A 17,308-nucleotide genomic window follows, 5' to 3' on the forward strand; every position below is an offset into this window, starting at 1 on the left:
TATCATATTGTCTGGAATTTTTTATTCAGCTTCTTAAACAATATTGTTAGTCTACGCCTCACAATAAATATAAATAGGATCATTGATGAGCGCTTCATCTAAAAAATATAGCCTAACTACCAAAATATTTATCGGCATGATTGCCGGAATACTGGTCGGCTCATTACTAAAATGGTTATTTGATGATAGCGGAGATTATTCCGTTAGTGTATTCGGTGCCAGCATATCTGCGTATGAAGTTTTAGTAGAAGGTATATTTACCGTCATCGGTAAGGTTTTTATTGCCAGCTTGAAAATGTTAGTTGTGCCGTTAATTTTTGTCTCATTAGTCTGTGGTACCTGTAAATTAAGTGATCCGTCCAAACTCGGCAGGCTGGGTGGAAAATCTTTGGGTTTATATATAGGTACTACCGCCATTGCGATTAGTCTGGCGATGTTTTTTGCCCTACTGGTCAATCCCGGCGATGGTATCACTATGGCAACCTCTGCCAACTTTGAAGCCAATACCCCACCGGGCTTAGCACAGATCATTATCAATATGTTTCCTTCCAACCCAATTCAATCAATGGCTGAAGGTAACATGTTACAAATAATCGTCTTTGCAGTGTTATTCGGGATTGCAATGGCGATGAGCGGCAAAGCCGGTGAGCGACTCGGTGATTTTTTCGAAGATGTTAATAGCGTTATTATGCGTTTGGTCATGATATTAATGAGTCTGGCGCCTTATGGTGTATTTGCACTGATGGCAAAACTGGCAGCCACTATTGATTTTGAAGTTTTCTACAATTTACTGAAGTACTTCTTTTTAGTTGCTTTTGTACTGGTTTTCCACGGACTAGTCAGCTATCCCATTATATTCAAGTTATTTACCAGACTTAATCCAATTACCTTTTTAGCCAAAATGCGCGACACCTGCATCTTTGCGTTTAGTACGTCGAGTAGCAACGCCACCTTACCTGTGACACTAGAAACCGTAACTAAAAAAATGGGGGTTAAAAATTCTGTAGCTTCTTTTACCGTGCCTTTAGGGGCAACCATTAATATGGACGGCACCGCTATCATGCAAGGTGTAGCAACGGTATTTATTGCTCAGGTTTACGGTGTCGATTTAAGCGTGACCGATTACTTAATGGTTATTTTAACCGCCACACTGGCCTCAGTGGGTACCGCAGGTGTACCTGGAGTTGGTTTGATTACTCTGGCAATGGTACTGCAACAAGTTAATTTACCTGTAGAAGGAATTGGCTTAATCATTGGTGTTGACCGATTGTTAGATATGACCAGAACCATGGTCAATGTGACGGGTGACTCCATGGTGGCATGTATTGTCGGCAAGAGTGAAGGCGAAATGGACTTGGATGTGTTTAACAATCCCGATGCTGGTAGTAAATCAGAAAATGTTGATTTTGAGCATTTTAAAAACAACAGTTAACCGGAACATCATCACAAAAAAAGGGGATCAACATGATCCCCTTTTTTTATCGCTAAACTTAACCCAGATTATTTACCAATTAATTGTGACTTCTGCCACCATTTCATTAATCGTGCTTCGACCGACTTTAGCGCTGCTAACGAAAATTTTTCGGCGATATTTTTACGAATAGTATATTTAACCGAATAGATTTCTTTGTCTTCATTTGCCTTAAGCAGGAAATCATCCGACGTCTGGATTTCATCTACTAATCCCAGTTCCAAAGCTTTGCTGCCATACCAATATTCACCAGTAGCAACAGTATCAATAGCTAAATTAGGGCGATTAGATTGCACAAATGCTTTAAACATTTGGTGCACTTCTTCCAGTTCTCCGCGGAATTTTTCACGGCCTTGCTCGGTATTTTCACCAAAAACAGTCAAGGTGCGCTTAAATTCACCAGCTGTATGTTGTTCAAAATCCACATAATTCTTTTTCAATAACTTGTTAAAGTTTGGCAATTGAGCGATCACCCCAATTGAACCAATAATGGCGAATTTGGCTGACAACACTTTATCTGCCACGCAAGCCATCATATAGCCCCCACTGGCAGCAACCTTATCAACCGCAATGGTTAACTTAATACCTTTGTCTTTAATTCGCTGTAATTGTGACGCGGCCAGTCCATAACCATGCACAACACCACCACCACTTTCTAACCGTACCAATACTTCATCTTTATCAGTAGCGATGGTCAAAATCGCCGTAATTTCTTCGCGCAGACTATCCACTTCATGAGCATCAACCGAACCATCAAAATCAATTACATACAAATTGCCTTTGTCGGTTTGGCTATCTTGTTTCTTCTGTTTCTTTTCAACTTTTGCCGCTTTCTTTTGGTCTTTTTCCAGCTTTTTTAGTTGGTCTTTGTCCAGAATAAAACTGCGTAACATATCAGTGACGTCAGACAATTTGTCTGATAACGAGGTGATCTCAAGTTCACCTTTCTTATGTTTTTGCTTACTGGCTAAGCCAACCACACCACCAACCAGCAATAAAATGGCAATAACAAAAGTCGCGACCTTTGCTAAAAATAATCCATATTCGTATAAAAATTCCAAATTACATTACTCCAACGACATAAAAATAATCATTCCTAAATGGGGATGATAAACCTAAATTCCAGCTTTGAGGCAAAAAAAAGCCAAGCACTTAGCTTGGCTTTTACTATTGCTTGAAAACTACTGGGCCACAACACCCGCATCTTCAATGACAATAGTGCCACCCATTGTCGCCATAAAGGCGGCAGTCTCTTTTTGCATTTCGGTAGTGGCTGCGGCACTAGACGCCGGATTCAACAATGATCCATGCTCACCTTCCAGAAACATCACTAATCCACCACCTTGGCTAGTACTGCTAACCGGAGATAATCCCATTAAAGCTGCCAATGGATTAGTCCCTGCTAACGGTACACTAGTGAAATTAGGTACAACCTGATCAGGCAGGAAAGTACCACCTTGGTCATCCGGGTTGCCCCCAACCACTTCAATCATATGAATCGGCGTGCCATTAGCTTTAATCACACCCGCATAGTTATTCGGATCACCTGCGTCAATAGCCGTTTGAGCAGCAAAGGAAAACTGTGCAAATGTAGCATCCACTTCAGCTTTTTGCGCTTCAGTTAATTGCGAATAAAACACTGGGAAGAATCCAGCCAATACGTCACCAGTGGCCTCAGGGATTTGATTGGCCTGCATATATTGTGTCAATGCAGCAACAAAGTCTTGTGACGACGCCGCCATCAGACTCCCTTTCACCAAATTGCCAAACGCATTCGATTCAAGCAAGAAGCCACCAATCCCACCGGCCGGATTAGCTAAAGTCGCCGCTTTTAGGGCATACATGTTATCGAAAGCAGCCAACTGCCCTCCCAAACTGCTATTAGCCAGCGCAACCGCACCTGTCCCCACAATCGCCCCTAACGAATGGCCGACAAAAGAAACATTCGTACCATCCAACAGATGATTAGCGGGATTATTCATATCCACATTGGCATTCAAACCCAACCGTAAGCCAAGAATATCGGCAATACTTTGACGTAAATTATCTCGCGCTGTTAGCAAGCTCGACAAATTCAAATAATCAGTTGCCGAACCACCAAAACCACCGGAAGCGTTTATCACCTGACCATCAATCACCATTCCACGACTGCCGTGTAAAGGATGATCAATTGCCACCGTCGCAAAACCGGCTGCAGATAACGCGCCCGATATTGCTAACATGTCTTCTTTCTTAGAGGTAATACCGTGTTGCAGAATCACGACCGGCCAACCGGCAGCAGGCTTGGTCATACCTACAATCATTTCATTCGGCACAGTAATTTGAACATCCAACGTTTGCATTGAATTGGTTGCCGGAATTGGGCTGTACTTGGTCAGGTTACGCGGGTCGTTAATACCGATTGCGGCCAAATTAAGGTCCATTAATTGCCCGTCAGAAGCGGCCTGACACAAGTCGTTATTGCTACCAACCGCACCATTGGCGACTAAGTTGCCTACCACTTCGGCGCCCAAAGATTGCAGTACCGAACCACCAGTACAAGCGCCACGCCACCAATCACCAAGTGGATTAGTCGTACTCAAATAATAAGGTAAGGTAATATTACCTTTTTTGAGATTAGCGGCACAAAAGCCCACCATTTGGGCCGCGGTTCCGGCCACTACAGGGTTACTCGACTGAGTACCTGCTGCCACTGAAGCACAATCATTTAAGCCTAATTGTGTTAAACCAGCCACTTGTTCGGCACTGATCACACCGGTCGCTTTAAACGCGGTAAACACATCCGGTACGGCTGCATCGTTAATGGTCACAGCCGGTAAATATGCAGCAGCGGCTTGTTGAGAGGCGGCCATATCACCACCAGTTTGGGCCATTGCAGTAGCAAAAGCTTGGGCAAATGGACCAACTTGCAACTGCTTAACCGTACTTAACACAGTTCCCGCTGATTGGGTTGAGAAATAGGCAGCATAAGAAACATTATCCCGATCCAGCCCTTCGCCTTTAAGTAAAGTTACGAAAAAATCAAGAATGCTTTGCAGTTGCTTTTGATCGGCTGAACCTAGTGGGTGGGTTTCCGGATCTTGCGTTGCCAGCTCCCAAGTCGTTGAACCTTTGACCGAGCGACCTTCAGAATCTTTAAGCTGGTCGGTTACCACTAACATGTAGCCTTGACCTGGTTTAAGTGGTTTTGTCGGGACGACGGTTATCACTCCGGCCGCCGATTTTTGTGTGAAAAAGTCAACACCAAACTGTAATTCGGGTCCGAGTAAACAGGGCAATCCTGGCGCTTGTACTTCAGCGGCAATTGCCTGACAGATAGGCGCATCGCTTTCCAGCACCTGCTCGGCCTCATACAAACGTACTGAACCTTCCGCTGAGGCAGATGCAGCATCAATTTCTATTCCGTCAGGAACATCTACATTGATTACAAAAGGATGATGTGTTGACCAACCGTCAAGAGCACCTAAAGCATATTGCGGGTCGGCAGGATCGATAACATCATCACCGAGTATATTTAAAGTAAAATCAAACAGGTTACCCTTAGGCACCATTAATAAATCATTAGGAATATTAACGTTACTGGTAGCCGGATCAAATACCACTCGAGCATAGGGTTTTGCTGGACTCGTCGCAGCGTCTTCCTGAACATCTTTCAGCTTTTCACCACCACAGCCAGTCAAACCTAACACTGCTGCAATCGCTGAGCTGATTAATAATTTTTTCATTACGACTCCTAAAAATTCTTTTATTATTATTTGCCATACTTGTAGAGTACAAACCGTTGCTACACCCATACCGCACTGATTTATCGACAAAACACAACATGTACGACCAGTTAGAGATAGACCAATATTATTGGCTTTATGACTATATTGCAAAGGTTTGTTAATAATTTGTAATAGTAATTCACACCTTAATTTATTACCTCGCTGATTCTATTGATAAGCGCCGCTAAATCGCTAAAAAATTTGCATACCCTATCTTCCGCTAATGATAGAATCGGTCGTCAATAAAGTATTGTAAAAGTAATAAAATGAACTATTCCATAAAACCTAATACCTTGAAAAACAAAATAATTTTAATTACCGGCAGCGGTGATGGGATTGGTAGACAAGCTGCACTAACGTTTGCCGAGCAAGGAGCAACCATTATTTTACTCGGCCGCACCGTTGCCAAACTGGAAGCGGTTTATGATCAAATAGTTGAAAACGGCTGGCCACAACCCGCCATCGTACCGCTGGATTTACAGGGGGCAACCGAAAAAAACTATATCGATATGGCCAGCACCATAGAAGCGCAATTCGGTGTACTAGATGGATTATTGTTAAATGCTGGCGTACTGGGAACCCTGCGTCCTTTTGGACAAATTCCTGAGCAGGAATGGCAGCAAGTAATGCAAATCAATGTCCATAGCCAATTTTTGCTGGTCAAAGCATTACTGCCCGTATTAGCCAAAGCAGATCATGCCTCAGTATTATTTACATCATCGGGGTTAGGCAAAAAAGGGCGTTCTTATTGGGGGGCTTATTCGGTATCCAAATTTGCCACTGAAGGCATGATGCAAGTTTTAGCTGATGAGTATGCCAATAGTACCATCCGTTTTAATTCGATTAACCCTGGGCCGACCCATACTAAATTGCGTACCCGAGCGTATCCCGCAGAAGACAGCAAGACGCTATGCACTCCAGCAGACATTATGCCTGCCTACTTGTACTTGATGGCCGATGACAGCATTGGTACCAATGGCGAGTATATCGAAGCACAGGAATAGGATATTAGTTTCGAGTAAAAAGTCTTAAATTGGCTTCACCAACTGCATCCATGCCATTTGTAACTCGCAGGGATGCGGTACGAAAAACCCATGAATGGCGTTGGCGAAGCCAATAATATTTTAGCTCGCCACTCGTGGCGACTTGACTACTGACCTTCGCGGGTTCTGGCCTTGGGTTTAGGCCCTTTTCTGGGTTTGCGTTTAGTGGCAGGTTTGGCGGCTGTGGCCGCTGCCGCTTTTTCGGCTTTATGTACCGCTGCGCCCTTGCTTTGAATGACTTTATGCTTTTTAACTGAGCGACGCATACGGCTAATGCGAACGTGATCCAATTTGGTTTTTCTCTCGTCCAGCATGGTTTCTGTTTCAACATCAAGTTGAACCGACTTGCGTAAATAGTTTAGTTGCTCCAGATCCAGCTCTAACCAGGCACCTTGGGGTAAACGTTTTTCCAATTCCAGATTACCGTAACGTACCCTGATTAAACGACTCACCTGCAAACCTTGTGATTCCCACAAACGTCTGACTTCCCGGTTACGTCCTTCTGTTAGCGTCACGTTATACCACTGGTTTAAGCTTTCATCATCAGCCGGTCTGGGACGAATAGTCAGGAATTTGGCTTCACCATCTTCCAGCTTGACGCCCTTTTTCAGCTTAGTCAGCATGGCAGGTTCCACCGTTCCAAACACCCGCACGGCATATTCACGTTCCACTTCATGCTTGGGGTGCATTAAACGGTTTGCCAACTCTCCGTCATTAGTGAACAGCAATAAACCACTGGTGTTGATGTCTAGCCGCCCAACCGCTATCCAGCGGCCGGTTTTAATCCGTGGAATTCGGTCAAATACCGTTGGTCGCCCTTCCGGATCATGACGCGTACACATTTCACCTTCCGGTTTGTTGTACATGATCACTCGACAAATTTGCTTTTGATTGCTCTTGTCCAGTAAATGACCATCAACCCGAATCTGTTCGCTACCTTCGACTCGAGTACCAAGCGTGGCGATATGACCATCCACCGAAATACGTCCCTGCTCGATCCACTTCTCCATTTCTCTTCTGGAACCGACACCGGCATTGGCCAGTACTTTTTGTAATTTTTCACTCATAATTTAATGTACTTGTTGCTCATCAGGCTCTGGGGAGATAACCAATTCTGTTTGTACTTCAGACTCAACCTGATAATCAAATGCTTCAATATCAGGTAATTCCGACAGTCCGGAAAGGGAAAAATAATCCAGAAATTCCTTTGTAGTCGCGTATAACGCAGGTCTGCCGGGCACTTCTTTGTGACCGACTACTTTAATCCACCCTCGCTCACTGAGGGTCTTTATAATATGGCTACTCACTGAAACACCGCGAACATCTTCAATATCCCCGCGGGTTACGGGTTGTCGATAGGCAATCAGTGCCAACGTTTCCAGTAATGCTCTGGAATAACGCGGAGCCTGTTCATGCCACATTTTCGCTAACCATGGGCTTAAACTATCCAGCGATTGGAAACGATAACCGGAGGCAACTTGTACAAGCTGAATCCCTCGAGGTTGGTAATCCAGTTGCAACTTTTCGAGTATGGTTATCAATCGTTTTCTGGTTACCTCTAAACCATCAAGAACCGTCTCCAACAGACGGTCGATGGTCACGGGCTGCTCAGCAACAAATATTGCTGCTTCGACTAATTGTTTAAGTTGATCGTCATTTATCTTGGCCATTTAACCTGCCATTTTAACGTGAATATCAGCAAAAGGCTCGGCCTGTACTAATTCAATCAATGATTCTTTGACCAATTCCAATATCGCCAAAAAGGTGACCACTACTCCAGCCTTTCCCTCTTCGTGGCTAAAGAATTGCTGAAATCGGCAAAACTCAGTGTGACTTATTTGCTCCAAAATAGCTGACATTCGCTCACGAGTAGATAACACTTCAGCAGCAATATGGTGATGTTCAAAGGCACTAGCACGACGCATCGCCGTTTGCATGGCAAACACCAGCTCTTGCAAGGCTATTTCTGGTAAAATTTTGGCTGGTTGACAACTTTCGTGAGTTTGCGCGTTAGCCACAAACAAATCACGTTCTTCACGAGGTAATAGATCCAACTCTTCAGCCGCTTGTTTGACTGCTTCATATTCCCGTAAGCGCCTAATTAGTTCAGCCCTTGGGTCAATTTCGTCGTCTTCATCTTCGCTGTGACGGGGCAATAACAAGCGGGATTTTATTTCGGCCAGAATAGCCGCCATCAACAAATATTCACCGGCCAATTCCAGTTTAATATCCTTCATCAGCTCAACATATTCCATATATTGACGAGTGATCTGGTATACCGGTAAATCGACGATTTCAAATTTTTGCTTACGGATTAAGTACAACAACAGATCCAAAGGCCCTTCAAAGGCATCTAAAATAACTTCCAATGCATCCGGTGGAATATATAAATCTTCCGGTTTTTCCAGTAACGCTTCACCATTAATAAAAGCCAAGGGCAAAGGTTGCTGGATCTGGATTAGCGTATCGGTTTCAGTCATCGTTAATGTCCATTTAGCCTAATCTGCGCATCTAGAGCTATTAACCAAATACGCTAACATCACCTGAACCATGTCGGATCACTTCGGCATAACCTTCTGACATATCTACTACCGTCGTCAAATGTTGACCTAAAAAGCCACCATGGATAATCAAATCTACTTGTTTTTCAAGCTTGTCACGTATTTCATCCGGGTCGGATTCGGCAAAATTATTTCCCGGTAAGATCAGCGACGTAGACATTAACGGTTCACCAAACTCCTGCAATAAACCCAGGGCAATATTGTTTGCCGGAACCCGGATACCAATGGTTTTTCGCTTGGGATTTTGCAGCCGGTTAGGTACTTCCTTGGTCGCTTTCAACACAAAGGTATAAGGCCCAGGGGTGTTATTTTTTATTTGTCTAAATGCCTGATTATCTACTTTGGCATAAATAGACAACTCCGACATATCCTTGCACATTAGGGTAAATTTGTGTTCTTTCTCGATCTGACGAATACGGCACAAACGTTCCAAGGCATTTTTATCGTCCATCTGGCAACCAATGGCATAGCCGGAATCGGTAGGATAGACCACCACTCCGCCATTGCGGATGAGATCGCACGCCTGGCGTAATAAACGCTGTTGAGGATTATCTGGATGTATATAAAAAAACTGACTCACACAGGTTCCTGATTTGAAATAGGTTGAAATTTCCAGTTAGCCCATATTGGCACAACATCCGCTGGAAGCGAAAGATTTTTGCCCAGTTCAGTCCAACGGTTAGGAAAATGAAAATCGGATCCCGCAGAGGCTTGTAAATCATATTCAATACTATAATCACGCATCTGCTGCTTAGCTTGCGGGGATAAGTGGCTGTGGATGACTTCCATGCCATCACCACCGGAGTGCTTAAATTCAGCAATCAAACGGCGTAACCATTTGGCCGATAAATCATAATGACCGGGATGGGCTAAAACCGCTTTGCCCCCAGCATCATGGATCCATTCTATGGCCTGCTCAATACTGATCCAAATCGGCTTTACATGAGCCCGCTGACCTTTACCCAAATACTTTTTAAAGGTTTTATCCATCGTATCGACCACTCCACGCTGAACTAACACCCGGGCAAAATGGGCGCGGGTGACCTGCCCTCTACCGGCAAGTTTGCGGGCATCTTCAAAGCAGTTTTCAATTCCGGCTTTAGCTAATTTATCGCTAATTTTTTGCGCCCGCTCCAGTCGCGTTTGCTCTTGTTGGCCTAAGCGTTGTAAAAATGTTTGATCCTGATGATCCACATTTAAGCCTAATATGTGAATATCAAAACCATGCCATCCCGTAGATAATTCCACTCCGGATAAAATTGTCATTGGGCGTTTTTGTTGTTGCTGATAAGCCATCGCTTCCGCGATGCCATCCACGGTGTCATGATCGGTAATTGCCAGCACATCAACCTGCATATTATGGGCACGATCAATCAGCTCCGGGATGGTTAAGTGCCCATCGGAATAGTGACTATGGCAATGCAGATCAATCTTCATTTGGAGTCTAATACCTTAATATTGATAATAAAATTTATAGAAAAAACAGATAAATAAAGCGTTATTACACGACAAAATTATAACTTATGCCAAATCGACTTTATTGAATTAGGCTAATTTCGACACTGGCTATTGACTTTGAATCGAATATGAATTCTTCTATAGCACATCATATTGACAACGTATTATACCTGATTCGGAACAACGAAGATGAACTTAAACACAAACTTTTCACAGTTAACTATCTGGTGGTGGCACTCCCTGTCTTAGCGGGTAGTATGCTTTTGTGTTTAAAAAGGTATCAAGGCTCGCATCATGCGAGCCTTTTTTGTTTCAGTTTTTAATTAAAATAACAACGAGATGTACAATGAGTTTATCCCAGTTAAGCCAACAGCCCGGTAAAGTAGAGAGCCTGATCCGTTCAGTGCCTTATGTTGCCGAGCCACTGACCTTGTATCGTCAGCTCTGTGCTGGTCGGCAACATAATCTATTGCTCGAATCGGCAGAGATTAACAGCAAAGATAATCTACAAAGCCTGATATTAGTGGATGCCGCACTCAGGCTGGAATGTAATGGTAATCAAGTGACTGCCAGTGCGTTAACGGATAACGGTATGGCAGTGTTACCGCTATTAGAACAACATTGTACTAATGCTACTGCCGAACTAACCGACAACAAATTAGTTTTAACTTTCAAAGCAATTGAAACTGACTTAGATGAAGACTCCCGCCTAAAAGCCCAATCGGTATTTGATTCATTACGGCATCTTATTCAACAAATTAAGCCACTACGGGATCATCCTGATGCGTTATTTTTAGGGGGAGCGTTTGCCTACGATATGCTGGCCACCTTCGAGCAATTGGAGTATGTACCAGATAGTCTGAATACTTGCCCTGACTTCGTATTTTATCTGGCTGAAACATTAATCCTTATTGACCACCAACAACAAAAGACCGAAGTTATTGGCAGTGTATTTAGCGGAGCCGACGTCGCCAATCAATACTTTAGTGTCAGCCAACGTCTAGAATATATACAACAGCAAATTTCACAGCTTAATGTAATTAATGATACTCCCGAACAAACCGTCACAATCGACCAGTTGCGAATAGATAAAACCGATGAACAATACAAACAGGATGTTACCTTATTAAAAGACCATATTTTATGCGGTGATATATTTCAGGTAGTACCTTCGCGCATATTCAGCCTTCCCTGTCCTAATCCTTATCGGGCTTATCAGCAACTCAAACTGCAAAATCCCAGTCCCTATATGTTTTACTTACAAGATGGAGATTTTTGTCTGTTTGGTGCTTCACCTGAATCTGCATTGAAATATCACCGTCGCACCAATCAGGTCGAAATTTATCCTATCGCTGGCACTCGTCCACGGGGCTTTAACCATCAGGGAAACATTGATCCCGACTTGGATAGTCGCATAGAGCTGGATTTACGTCAGGATGAGAAAGAAAAAGCTGAACACATTATGTTAGTCGATTTGGCCCGTAACGATTTAGCCCGCGTTTGTGAACCCGGTAGCCGTTATGTCAGTGACCTGCTGCAGGTCGATCGTTATTCTCAGGTAATGCATTTAGTCTCCAGAGTGGTCGGTCAGTTACGCCATGACCTAGACGCCTTACATGCCTATCAGGCATGTATGAATATGGGAACCTTAGTCGGTGCACCTAAAGTCAGTGCGGCAGGATTAATTCGTCAGGTGGAAAAGCAACGCCGCGGGAGTTATGGCGGTGCGGTGGGTTATCTCAATGGACAAGGCGATATGGATACCTGCATCGTAATCCGTTCTGCCTTTGTCAAAAATGGTATGGCACATATTCAGGCGGGCGCAGGTGTCGTGTATGACTCGGATCCTCAATCTGAAGCCAACGAAACTCGCAGTAAAGCACAAGCGGTAATTCGCGCTATTGTTGCGGCACATTCCCCATCAACCCCCAATGCTGGGGAGCCTCAAAATGACTAAACACAATACTCCAACCTTATTCTTGCTAGATAATTTTGATTCATTCAGTTACAACCTGGTAGATGAAATGCGCAAACTTGGTTATGCCATGCAGGTTTACCGCAACAATGTCAGTGCCGATAAAATTGTTGAAAAAATGCAACACACTAACGGTAAAGCTATTTTGATATTGTCTCCGGGGCCAGGAACCCCGTCAGCCGCAGGGTGTATGCCGGAATTACTTAAACAGGTGCAAGGTCGATTCCCGGTGTTGGGAATTTGTCTGGGTCATCAAGCCATAGTGGAACATTATGGTGGTACAGTAGGAAAATCATCTGAGGTGATCCACGGTAAGTCCTCTTTAGTTGAACATTGTGCAGACAAAATGTTTACCGGATTGCAGCAGCCACTGCCTGTGGCGCGTTATCATTCATTAATGGCGACCTCATTACCGGACAACTTGCAAACCTTAGCTCGTTTTGCCGATATTCCCATGGCCGTCTATCAGACACAGGATAAAATGCTCGGATTCCAGTTCCATCCAGAATCGATTCTAACCAGTCAGGGCAGTATTTTACTCAGTCAAAGTATTCAATTTCTCGCCAAGGACGCATGATATGTCTAATTTATTTGAACAACTCTATCAGGGTAAACCGCTTTCACAGCAACAAAGCCAGCACTTTTTCAACCAAGTGGTACAAGGTGAAGTGGACGATATTATTTTGAGTGCCATGCTTACCGCCCTTAAATTCCAGGGCGAAACTCCAGCAGAGCTGGCTGGAGCAGCAAGCGCATTAATTGATAATGCGACCCCATTTAACCGGCCTGATTATGACTTTGCTGATATTGTCGGGACCGGAGGAGATGGGCATAACACTATAAATATTTCATCCGCTTCCGCCATCGTTGCTGCCGCTTGTGGTGTAAAAGTCGCCAAACACGGTAATCGCAGTGTCTCCAGTCAATCAGGTTCTGCCGACTTGTTCTCGGCTTTTGGCCTTAATCTGATGATGGAGCCGCATACCGCTAAACAATGTCTGGATCAATCTAACTTATGTTTTCTGTTTGCCCCCCGTTACCATGCCGGGATCAAACACGCCATGAATGTCAGACAAACATTGAAAAGTCGTACCATCTTTAATTTATTAGGTCCCTTGGTGAACCCGGCTCGCCCAAGTCACATTATGATTGGCGTTTATCACGCAGATTTATTAATGCCCTTTGCCCAAACACTCAAATTATTAGGTTACAACAATGCCGTCATTGTGCATGGCAGTGGATTGGATGAAGTAGCTTTGCATGGCCCAACTGAAATCGTCACACTGCAAGACGGAGAAATGAATGCTGAAACCATTTATCCACAAGAGTTTGGGTTACAGGAATATCCATTAGCTGCCATTCAAGGCGGCTCACCGGATCACAACAAGCAGCTGATCCAAGCCATCTTGGCCGGTAAAGGACAAGATGCGCATAATGCAGCGGTTGCGGCCAATGTGGCGATGCTACTCAAACTCACCGGCAAGGTAGATAATCTGAAACAAGGTACCGATATGGCACTGGACACCATTCGCTCAGCTAAAGCGATACAAACCATCAATCAAGCAGCGGAGATCAGCCGTGGCTAATGTATTAGAAAAAATTTGCGCGAATAAAGCTGAAGAACTAATTGAACAAAAAAAGCAATTACCTCTGGCCAGTTTTGTAAATCGGCTAACCCCGTCTGATCGCAGCATGTACGATGCCCTTAATCAACCTAATGCCGGCTTTATACTGGAATGTAAAAAAGCGTCGCCTTCCAAGGGACTCATCAGAGAAAATTTCGATTTGGATGAAATTATTCAGGCTTATTCCCCTTATGCCGCGGCGATTTCAGTGTTAACTGATAAAAAGTATTTCTCTGGCAGTTTTGATTATTTACGTTATGTGCGTGAACGCGTCACCCAACCGGTATTGAACAAAGACTTTTTTATCGATCCCTATCAAGTTCATCTGGCCCGCTACCATAACGCTGATGCCATATTACTAATGTTGTCGGTGTTGGATGATGCCACATATACCGAACTGGCAACCTTGGCGGAGCAATATCAACTGGATGTACTGACCGAAGTCAGTAATGAGGAAGAAGCGCTTCGTGCCTGCCGTTTGGGTGCCAAAATTATCGGTATAAACAACCGCAATTTACGTGACCTAAGCACCGATTTAGCCACTACCTTCAAATTGGCTCCCTTGTTACCCAAAGACAGTATTTTAATCAGTGAATCTGGTATTTATTCCAATAAAGACGTGCGCCAGTTGGCTCCCGTCGTAAAAGGTTTTCTGGTGGGCAGCAGTCTGATGGCCGAACAGAATGTCGCCAACGCAGTGCAAAAATTACTGTATGGCAAGGTTAAAATTTGCGGCATCACCAACAGCGATGATGCTCAAGTTGTCAAACAGTCCCCGGCCAGTTTAGCCGGATTGATTTTTGCCGAACAATCATCGCGCTGTATTACGCTACAACAAGCCAAACAAATTACACAAGCTGTTCCTTTTTACTATGTGGGTGTATTTGTCAATCAACCACTCGAAATGCTGGTCAATACGGCCACCGAGTTAAACTTGGTTGCGGTACAATTACATGGCAATGAAGATCAGGACTATATCAATGCACTGCGTCAGCAACTGCCTGACCACTGTGAAATAATTAAAGCTAAAGGGGTTAGCGACTGTCTCCCCGATTTAACCGAAGACCAGGTGGATTATTTCTTGTTAGATTGCCAAGTCGGCCAACAAACCGGTGGAACCGGACAACGATTTAACTGGGACTTACTCGCCCCTGTGGAAGATAAATCCAAACTGATACTGGCTGGCGGACTGGCGCCTGATAATATCAAATCAGCCGCTAATGTCGGGGCCGCAATGCTGGATGTCAATTCCGGTGTAGAAAGTCAGCCAGGCCACAAAAACGCCAACAAAATAAACGCATTATTTACCGAATTAAGACAATACTGAGGACAGCATGAGCAATAAACTCGATCCCAAATTTGGCCAGTACGGTGGGATGTACGTACCGGAACTATTAATCCCGGCACTCGATCAACTTGAACAAGCGTTTATCGACGCTCAACAGGATCCAGAATTTCAACAAGAATTCATCAGTCTGTTAAAAGATTATGCCGGGCGACCGACTCCTTTAACCAAGGTCAGAAATATTGTCACCAACCCTAAGGTCTCCTTGTATTTAAAACGCGAAGATTTATTACACGGGGGGGCACATAAAACCAATCAGGTTTTAGGTCAGGCATTATTGACCAAACGCATGGGTAAAACCCATGTGATTGCCGAGACGGGTGCAGGTCAACACGGCACAGCCACGGCGTTGGCTTGTGCCTTGTTAGGCTTAAAGGCACGAATTTATATGGGAGCCAAAGATGTAGAGCGTCAAGCACCGAATGTATTTCGGATGCGCTTGATGGGCGCAGAAGTGATTCCGGTGGATTCAGGTTCCGGAACGTTAAAAGACGCGGTAAATGAAGCCTTGCGTGACTGGTCTGGCAGTTATGAAAATGCTCACTATTTACTCGGCACCGCAGCCGGCCCTCACCCCTTCCCGACTATTGTGCGCGAATTTCATCGTATGATTGGTGAAGAAGTGCGTGAACAGATATTGCAAAAAGAAGGACGTCTACCCGATTCAATTGTCGCCTGTGTGGGTGGCGGTTCCAATGCGATTGGTATTTTTGCCGATTTTATTGACTCCCCGGAAGTGGCGTTAATTGGTGTTGAACCTGCCGGTAAAGGCATTAACACCAATCAACATGGTGCGGCGATTGCGACTGGCAGTTCCGGCATTTTGCACGGGGCGCACAGTTATATCATGCAGGATAAAGATGGCCAGATTGAAGAGTCTTATTCGGTTTCCGCCGGACTGGATTATCCGGCAGTAGGACCACAACACGCCCATTTACATGATATTGGCCGCGCCCAGTACACCTCGGTAACCGATGATGAAGCGTTAGAAGCCTTTCAGTTATTAGCCAGCAAGGAAGGGATTATTCCGGCACTGGAATCCTCTCATGCGCTTGCTCATGCACTAAAAATGGCCGAACAAGCGGATAAAGAAACCATCATTGTGGTGAATTTGTCTGGTCGAGGCGACAAAGATATTGATCATGTTCAACGTATTTTAAATGGAGAAAAACAAGGTGGGGAATAATAACGTGGACCGGTATGGCGATTTATTCAGTCAGTTAAAAGCCAAAAATGAAGGTGCCTTTGTGCCGTTTGTGATGTTAGGCGATCCCGATATTGATACCAGTTTTGAGATTATCTGCACTCTGGTAGATAACGGCGCTGATGCACTGGAACTGGGTTTCCCCTACTCGGATCCTATAGCAGATGGCCCAACTATTCAGTTAGCCAGTATTCGGGCGCTTGCACATCATATTTGTCCGGATGACTGTTTTGCCATCATTAAACGAGTACGGGAACGGTATCCCAATATCGCGATTGGCTTATTACTTTATAGTAATCTGGTATTTAAGCGTGGAATTGACGCATTTTACCAAACTGCCGCAGAACATGGGGTGGATTCAATACTGCTGGCAGATGTACCGCTGCGCGAAGGTGAGCCTTTTCGTCAAGCCGCTCGCCAACATGGCATTAAGCAAATATTGATTGCTCCACCTAACGCCAGTGATAGCGCATTAGCTGACATCGCTCGCCATACTGAAGGTTACACCTACTTATTAGGACGAGCGGGAGTCACCGGTACCGAATCGACCGCCACCACACCGGTTGCAGAACTGGTGGGAAAACTCAGTCCTTATAATGCTGCGCCGGCCGTCATCGGTTTTGGTATTTCCAAACCTGAGCATGTTAAAGCGGCTATTGCCGCAGGTGCAGCAGGTGCCATTGCAGGTTCAGCTACAGTTAATATTATCAATGATAATTTAGCCGATAAAACCACCTTACATGCCAAACTGGCCGAATTTGTGCGGCAGATGAAAGCCGCAACAAGGTGATACAAAGTTATCGGAACGGATGGCTAACCAGCGAGTCAAACTGTGTTAGTATCCGAACCGATTTCCGAT

Annotated in this window: 15 protein-coding genes; 8 read left to right on the forward strand and 7 right to left on the reverse strand. The window is 44.5% G+C overall.

Annotation, left to right across the window (positions count from 1 at the left end):
* Positions 1-85 precede the first annotated feature (85 nt).
* The gene (locus tag ACTD55_RS02230) at positions 86-1,432 is read left to right on the forward strand and encodes a dicarboxylate/amino acid:cation symporter (RefSeq protein ID WP_438862670.1); all 1,347 of its coding nucleotides are present in this window, start codon (positions 86-88) and stop codon (positions 1,430-1,432) included.
* Between the two features lie 68 nt (positions 1,433-1,500).
* Here the strand turns inward: ACTD55_RS02230 and sohB are convergent, their stop codons facing one another.
* Positions 1,501-2,532, reverse strand: coding sequence for a protease SohB (sohB, locus tag ACTD55_RS02235; protein ID WP_438862671.1), 1,032 nt, complete (start codon positions 2,530-2,532; stop codon positions 1,501-1,503).
* Between the two features lie 120 nt (positions 2,533-2,652).
* On the reverse strand, positions 2,653-5,196 hold the full coding sequence (locus tag ACTD55_RS02240) for a VolA/Pla-1 family phospholipase (protein WP_438862672.1): 2,544 nt from the start codon (positions 5,194-5,196) through the stop codon (positions 2,653-2,655).
* A gap of 308 nt (positions 5,197-5,504) precedes the next feature.
* On the opposite strand from ACTD55_RS02240, the gene ACTD55_RS02245 reads away from it, so the two are divergent.
* The gene (locus ACTD55_RS02245; RefSeq protein ID WP_438862673.1) at positions 5,505-6,242 is read left to right on the forward strand and encodes a YciK family oxidoreductase; all 738 of its coding nucleotides are present in this window, start codon (positions 5,505-5,507) and stop codon (positions 6,240-6,242) included.
* A gap of 146 nt (positions 6,243-6,388) precedes the next feature.
* On the opposite strand, the gene rluB is transcribed toward ACTD55_RS02245, so the two are convergent.
* Genes rluB through rnm form a run of 5 tightly spaced genes read right to left on the reverse strand, consistent with a single transcriptional unit; the run spans position 6,389 to position 10,279 of the window.
* On the reverse strand, positions 6,389-7,348 hold the full coding sequence (gene rluB, locus ACTD55_RS02250; protein ID WP_438862674.1) for a 23S rRNA pseudouridine(2605) synthase RluB: 960 nt from the start codon (positions 7,346-7,348) through the stop codon (positions 6,389-6,391).
* A gap of 3 nt (positions 7,349-7,351) precedes the next feature.
* Positions 7,352-7,951: an SMC-Scp complex subunit ScpB gene (gene scpB / locus ACTD55_RS02255; RefSeq protein WP_438862675.1), complete on the reverse strand. Its 600-nt coding sequence runs from the start codon at positions 7,949-7,951 to the stop codon at positions 7,352-7,354.
* The gene (locus ACTD55_RS02260; RefSeq protein WP_438862676.1) at positions 7,952-8,761 is read right to left on the reverse strand and encodes a segregation and condensation protein A; all 810 of its coding nucleotides are present in this window, start codon (positions 8,759-8,761) and stop codon (positions 7,952-7,954) included.
* A gap of 40 nt (positions 8,762-8,801) precedes the next feature.
* The gene (locus ACTD55_RS02265) at positions 8,802-9,422 is read right to left on the reverse strand and encodes an L-threonylcarbamoyladenylate synthase (protein WP_438862677.1); all 621 of its coding nucleotides are present in this window, start codon (positions 9,420-9,422) and stop codon (positions 8,802-8,804) included.
* The gene (gene rnm / locus ACTD55_RS02270) at positions 9,419-10,279 is read right to left on the reverse strand and encodes an RNase RNM (protein WP_438862678.1); all 861 of its coding nucleotides are present in this window, start codon (positions 10,277-10,279) and stop codon (positions 9,419-9,421) included. The genes ACTD55_RS02265 and rnm overlap by 4 nt, the downstream gene beginning before the upstream one ends.
* A 367-nt stretch (positions 10,280-10,646) precedes the next feature.
* On the opposite strand from rnm, the gene ACTD55_RS02275 reads away from it, so the two are divergent.
* Genes ACTD55_RS02275 through trpA form a run of 6 tightly spaced genes read left to right on the forward strand, consistent with a single transcriptional unit; the run spans position 10,647 to position 17,239 of the window.
* The gene (locus ACTD55_RS02275) at positions 10,647-12,257 is read left to right on the forward strand and encodes an anthranilate synthase component 1 (protein WP_438862679.1); all 1,611 of its coding nucleotides are present in this window, start codon (positions 10,647-10,649) and stop codon (positions 12,255-12,257) included.
* Positions 12,250-12,852: an aminodeoxychorismate/anthranilate synthase component II gene (locus ACTD55_RS02280; protein WP_438862680.1), complete on the forward strand. Its 603-nt coding sequence runs from the start codon at positions 12,250-12,252 to the stop codon at positions 12,850-12,852. The genes ACTD55_RS02275 and ACTD55_RS02280 overlap by 8 nt, the downstream gene beginning before the upstream one ends.
* 1 nt (position 12,853) lies before the next feature.
* A complete protein-coding gene (trpD, locus tag ACTD55_RS02285) occupies positions 12,854-13,861 on the forward strand; it encodes an anthranilate phosphoribosyltransferase (RefSeq protein ID WP_438862681.1) in 1,008 nt (335 codons plus the stop codon).
* Positions 13,854-15,227, forward strand: coding sequence for a bifunctional indole-3-glycerol-phosphate synthase TrpC/phosphoribosylanthranilate isomerase TrpF (trpCF, locus tag ACTD55_RS02290; RefSeq protein WP_438862682.1), 1,374 nt, complete (start codon positions 13,854-13,856; stop codon positions 15,225-15,227). Before trpD ends, trpCF begins: the two co-directional genes overlap by 8 nt.
* Before the next feature lie 7 nt (positions 15,228-15,234).
* Positions 15,235-16,431: a tryptophan synthase subunit beta gene (trpB, locus tag ACTD55_RS02295; RefSeq protein WP_438862683.1), complete on the forward strand. Its 1,197-nt coding sequence runs from the start codon at positions 15,235-15,237 to the stop codon at positions 16,429-16,431.
* Entirely contained in the window at positions 16,406-17,239 is an 834-nt protein-coding gene (gene trpA / locus ACTD55_RS02300; protein ID WP_438862684.1) for a tryptophan synthase subunit alpha, read from the forward strand. Before trpB ends, trpA begins: the two co-directional genes overlap by 26 nt.
* Positions 17,240-17,308: the final 69 nt, after the last annotated feature.

Origin of the sequence: Neptunicella sp., assembly GCF_048268085.1 — a bacterium.
Classification (GTDB): Bacteria; Pseudomonadota; Gammaproteobacteria; order Enterobacterales; family Alteromonadaceae; genus Neptunicella.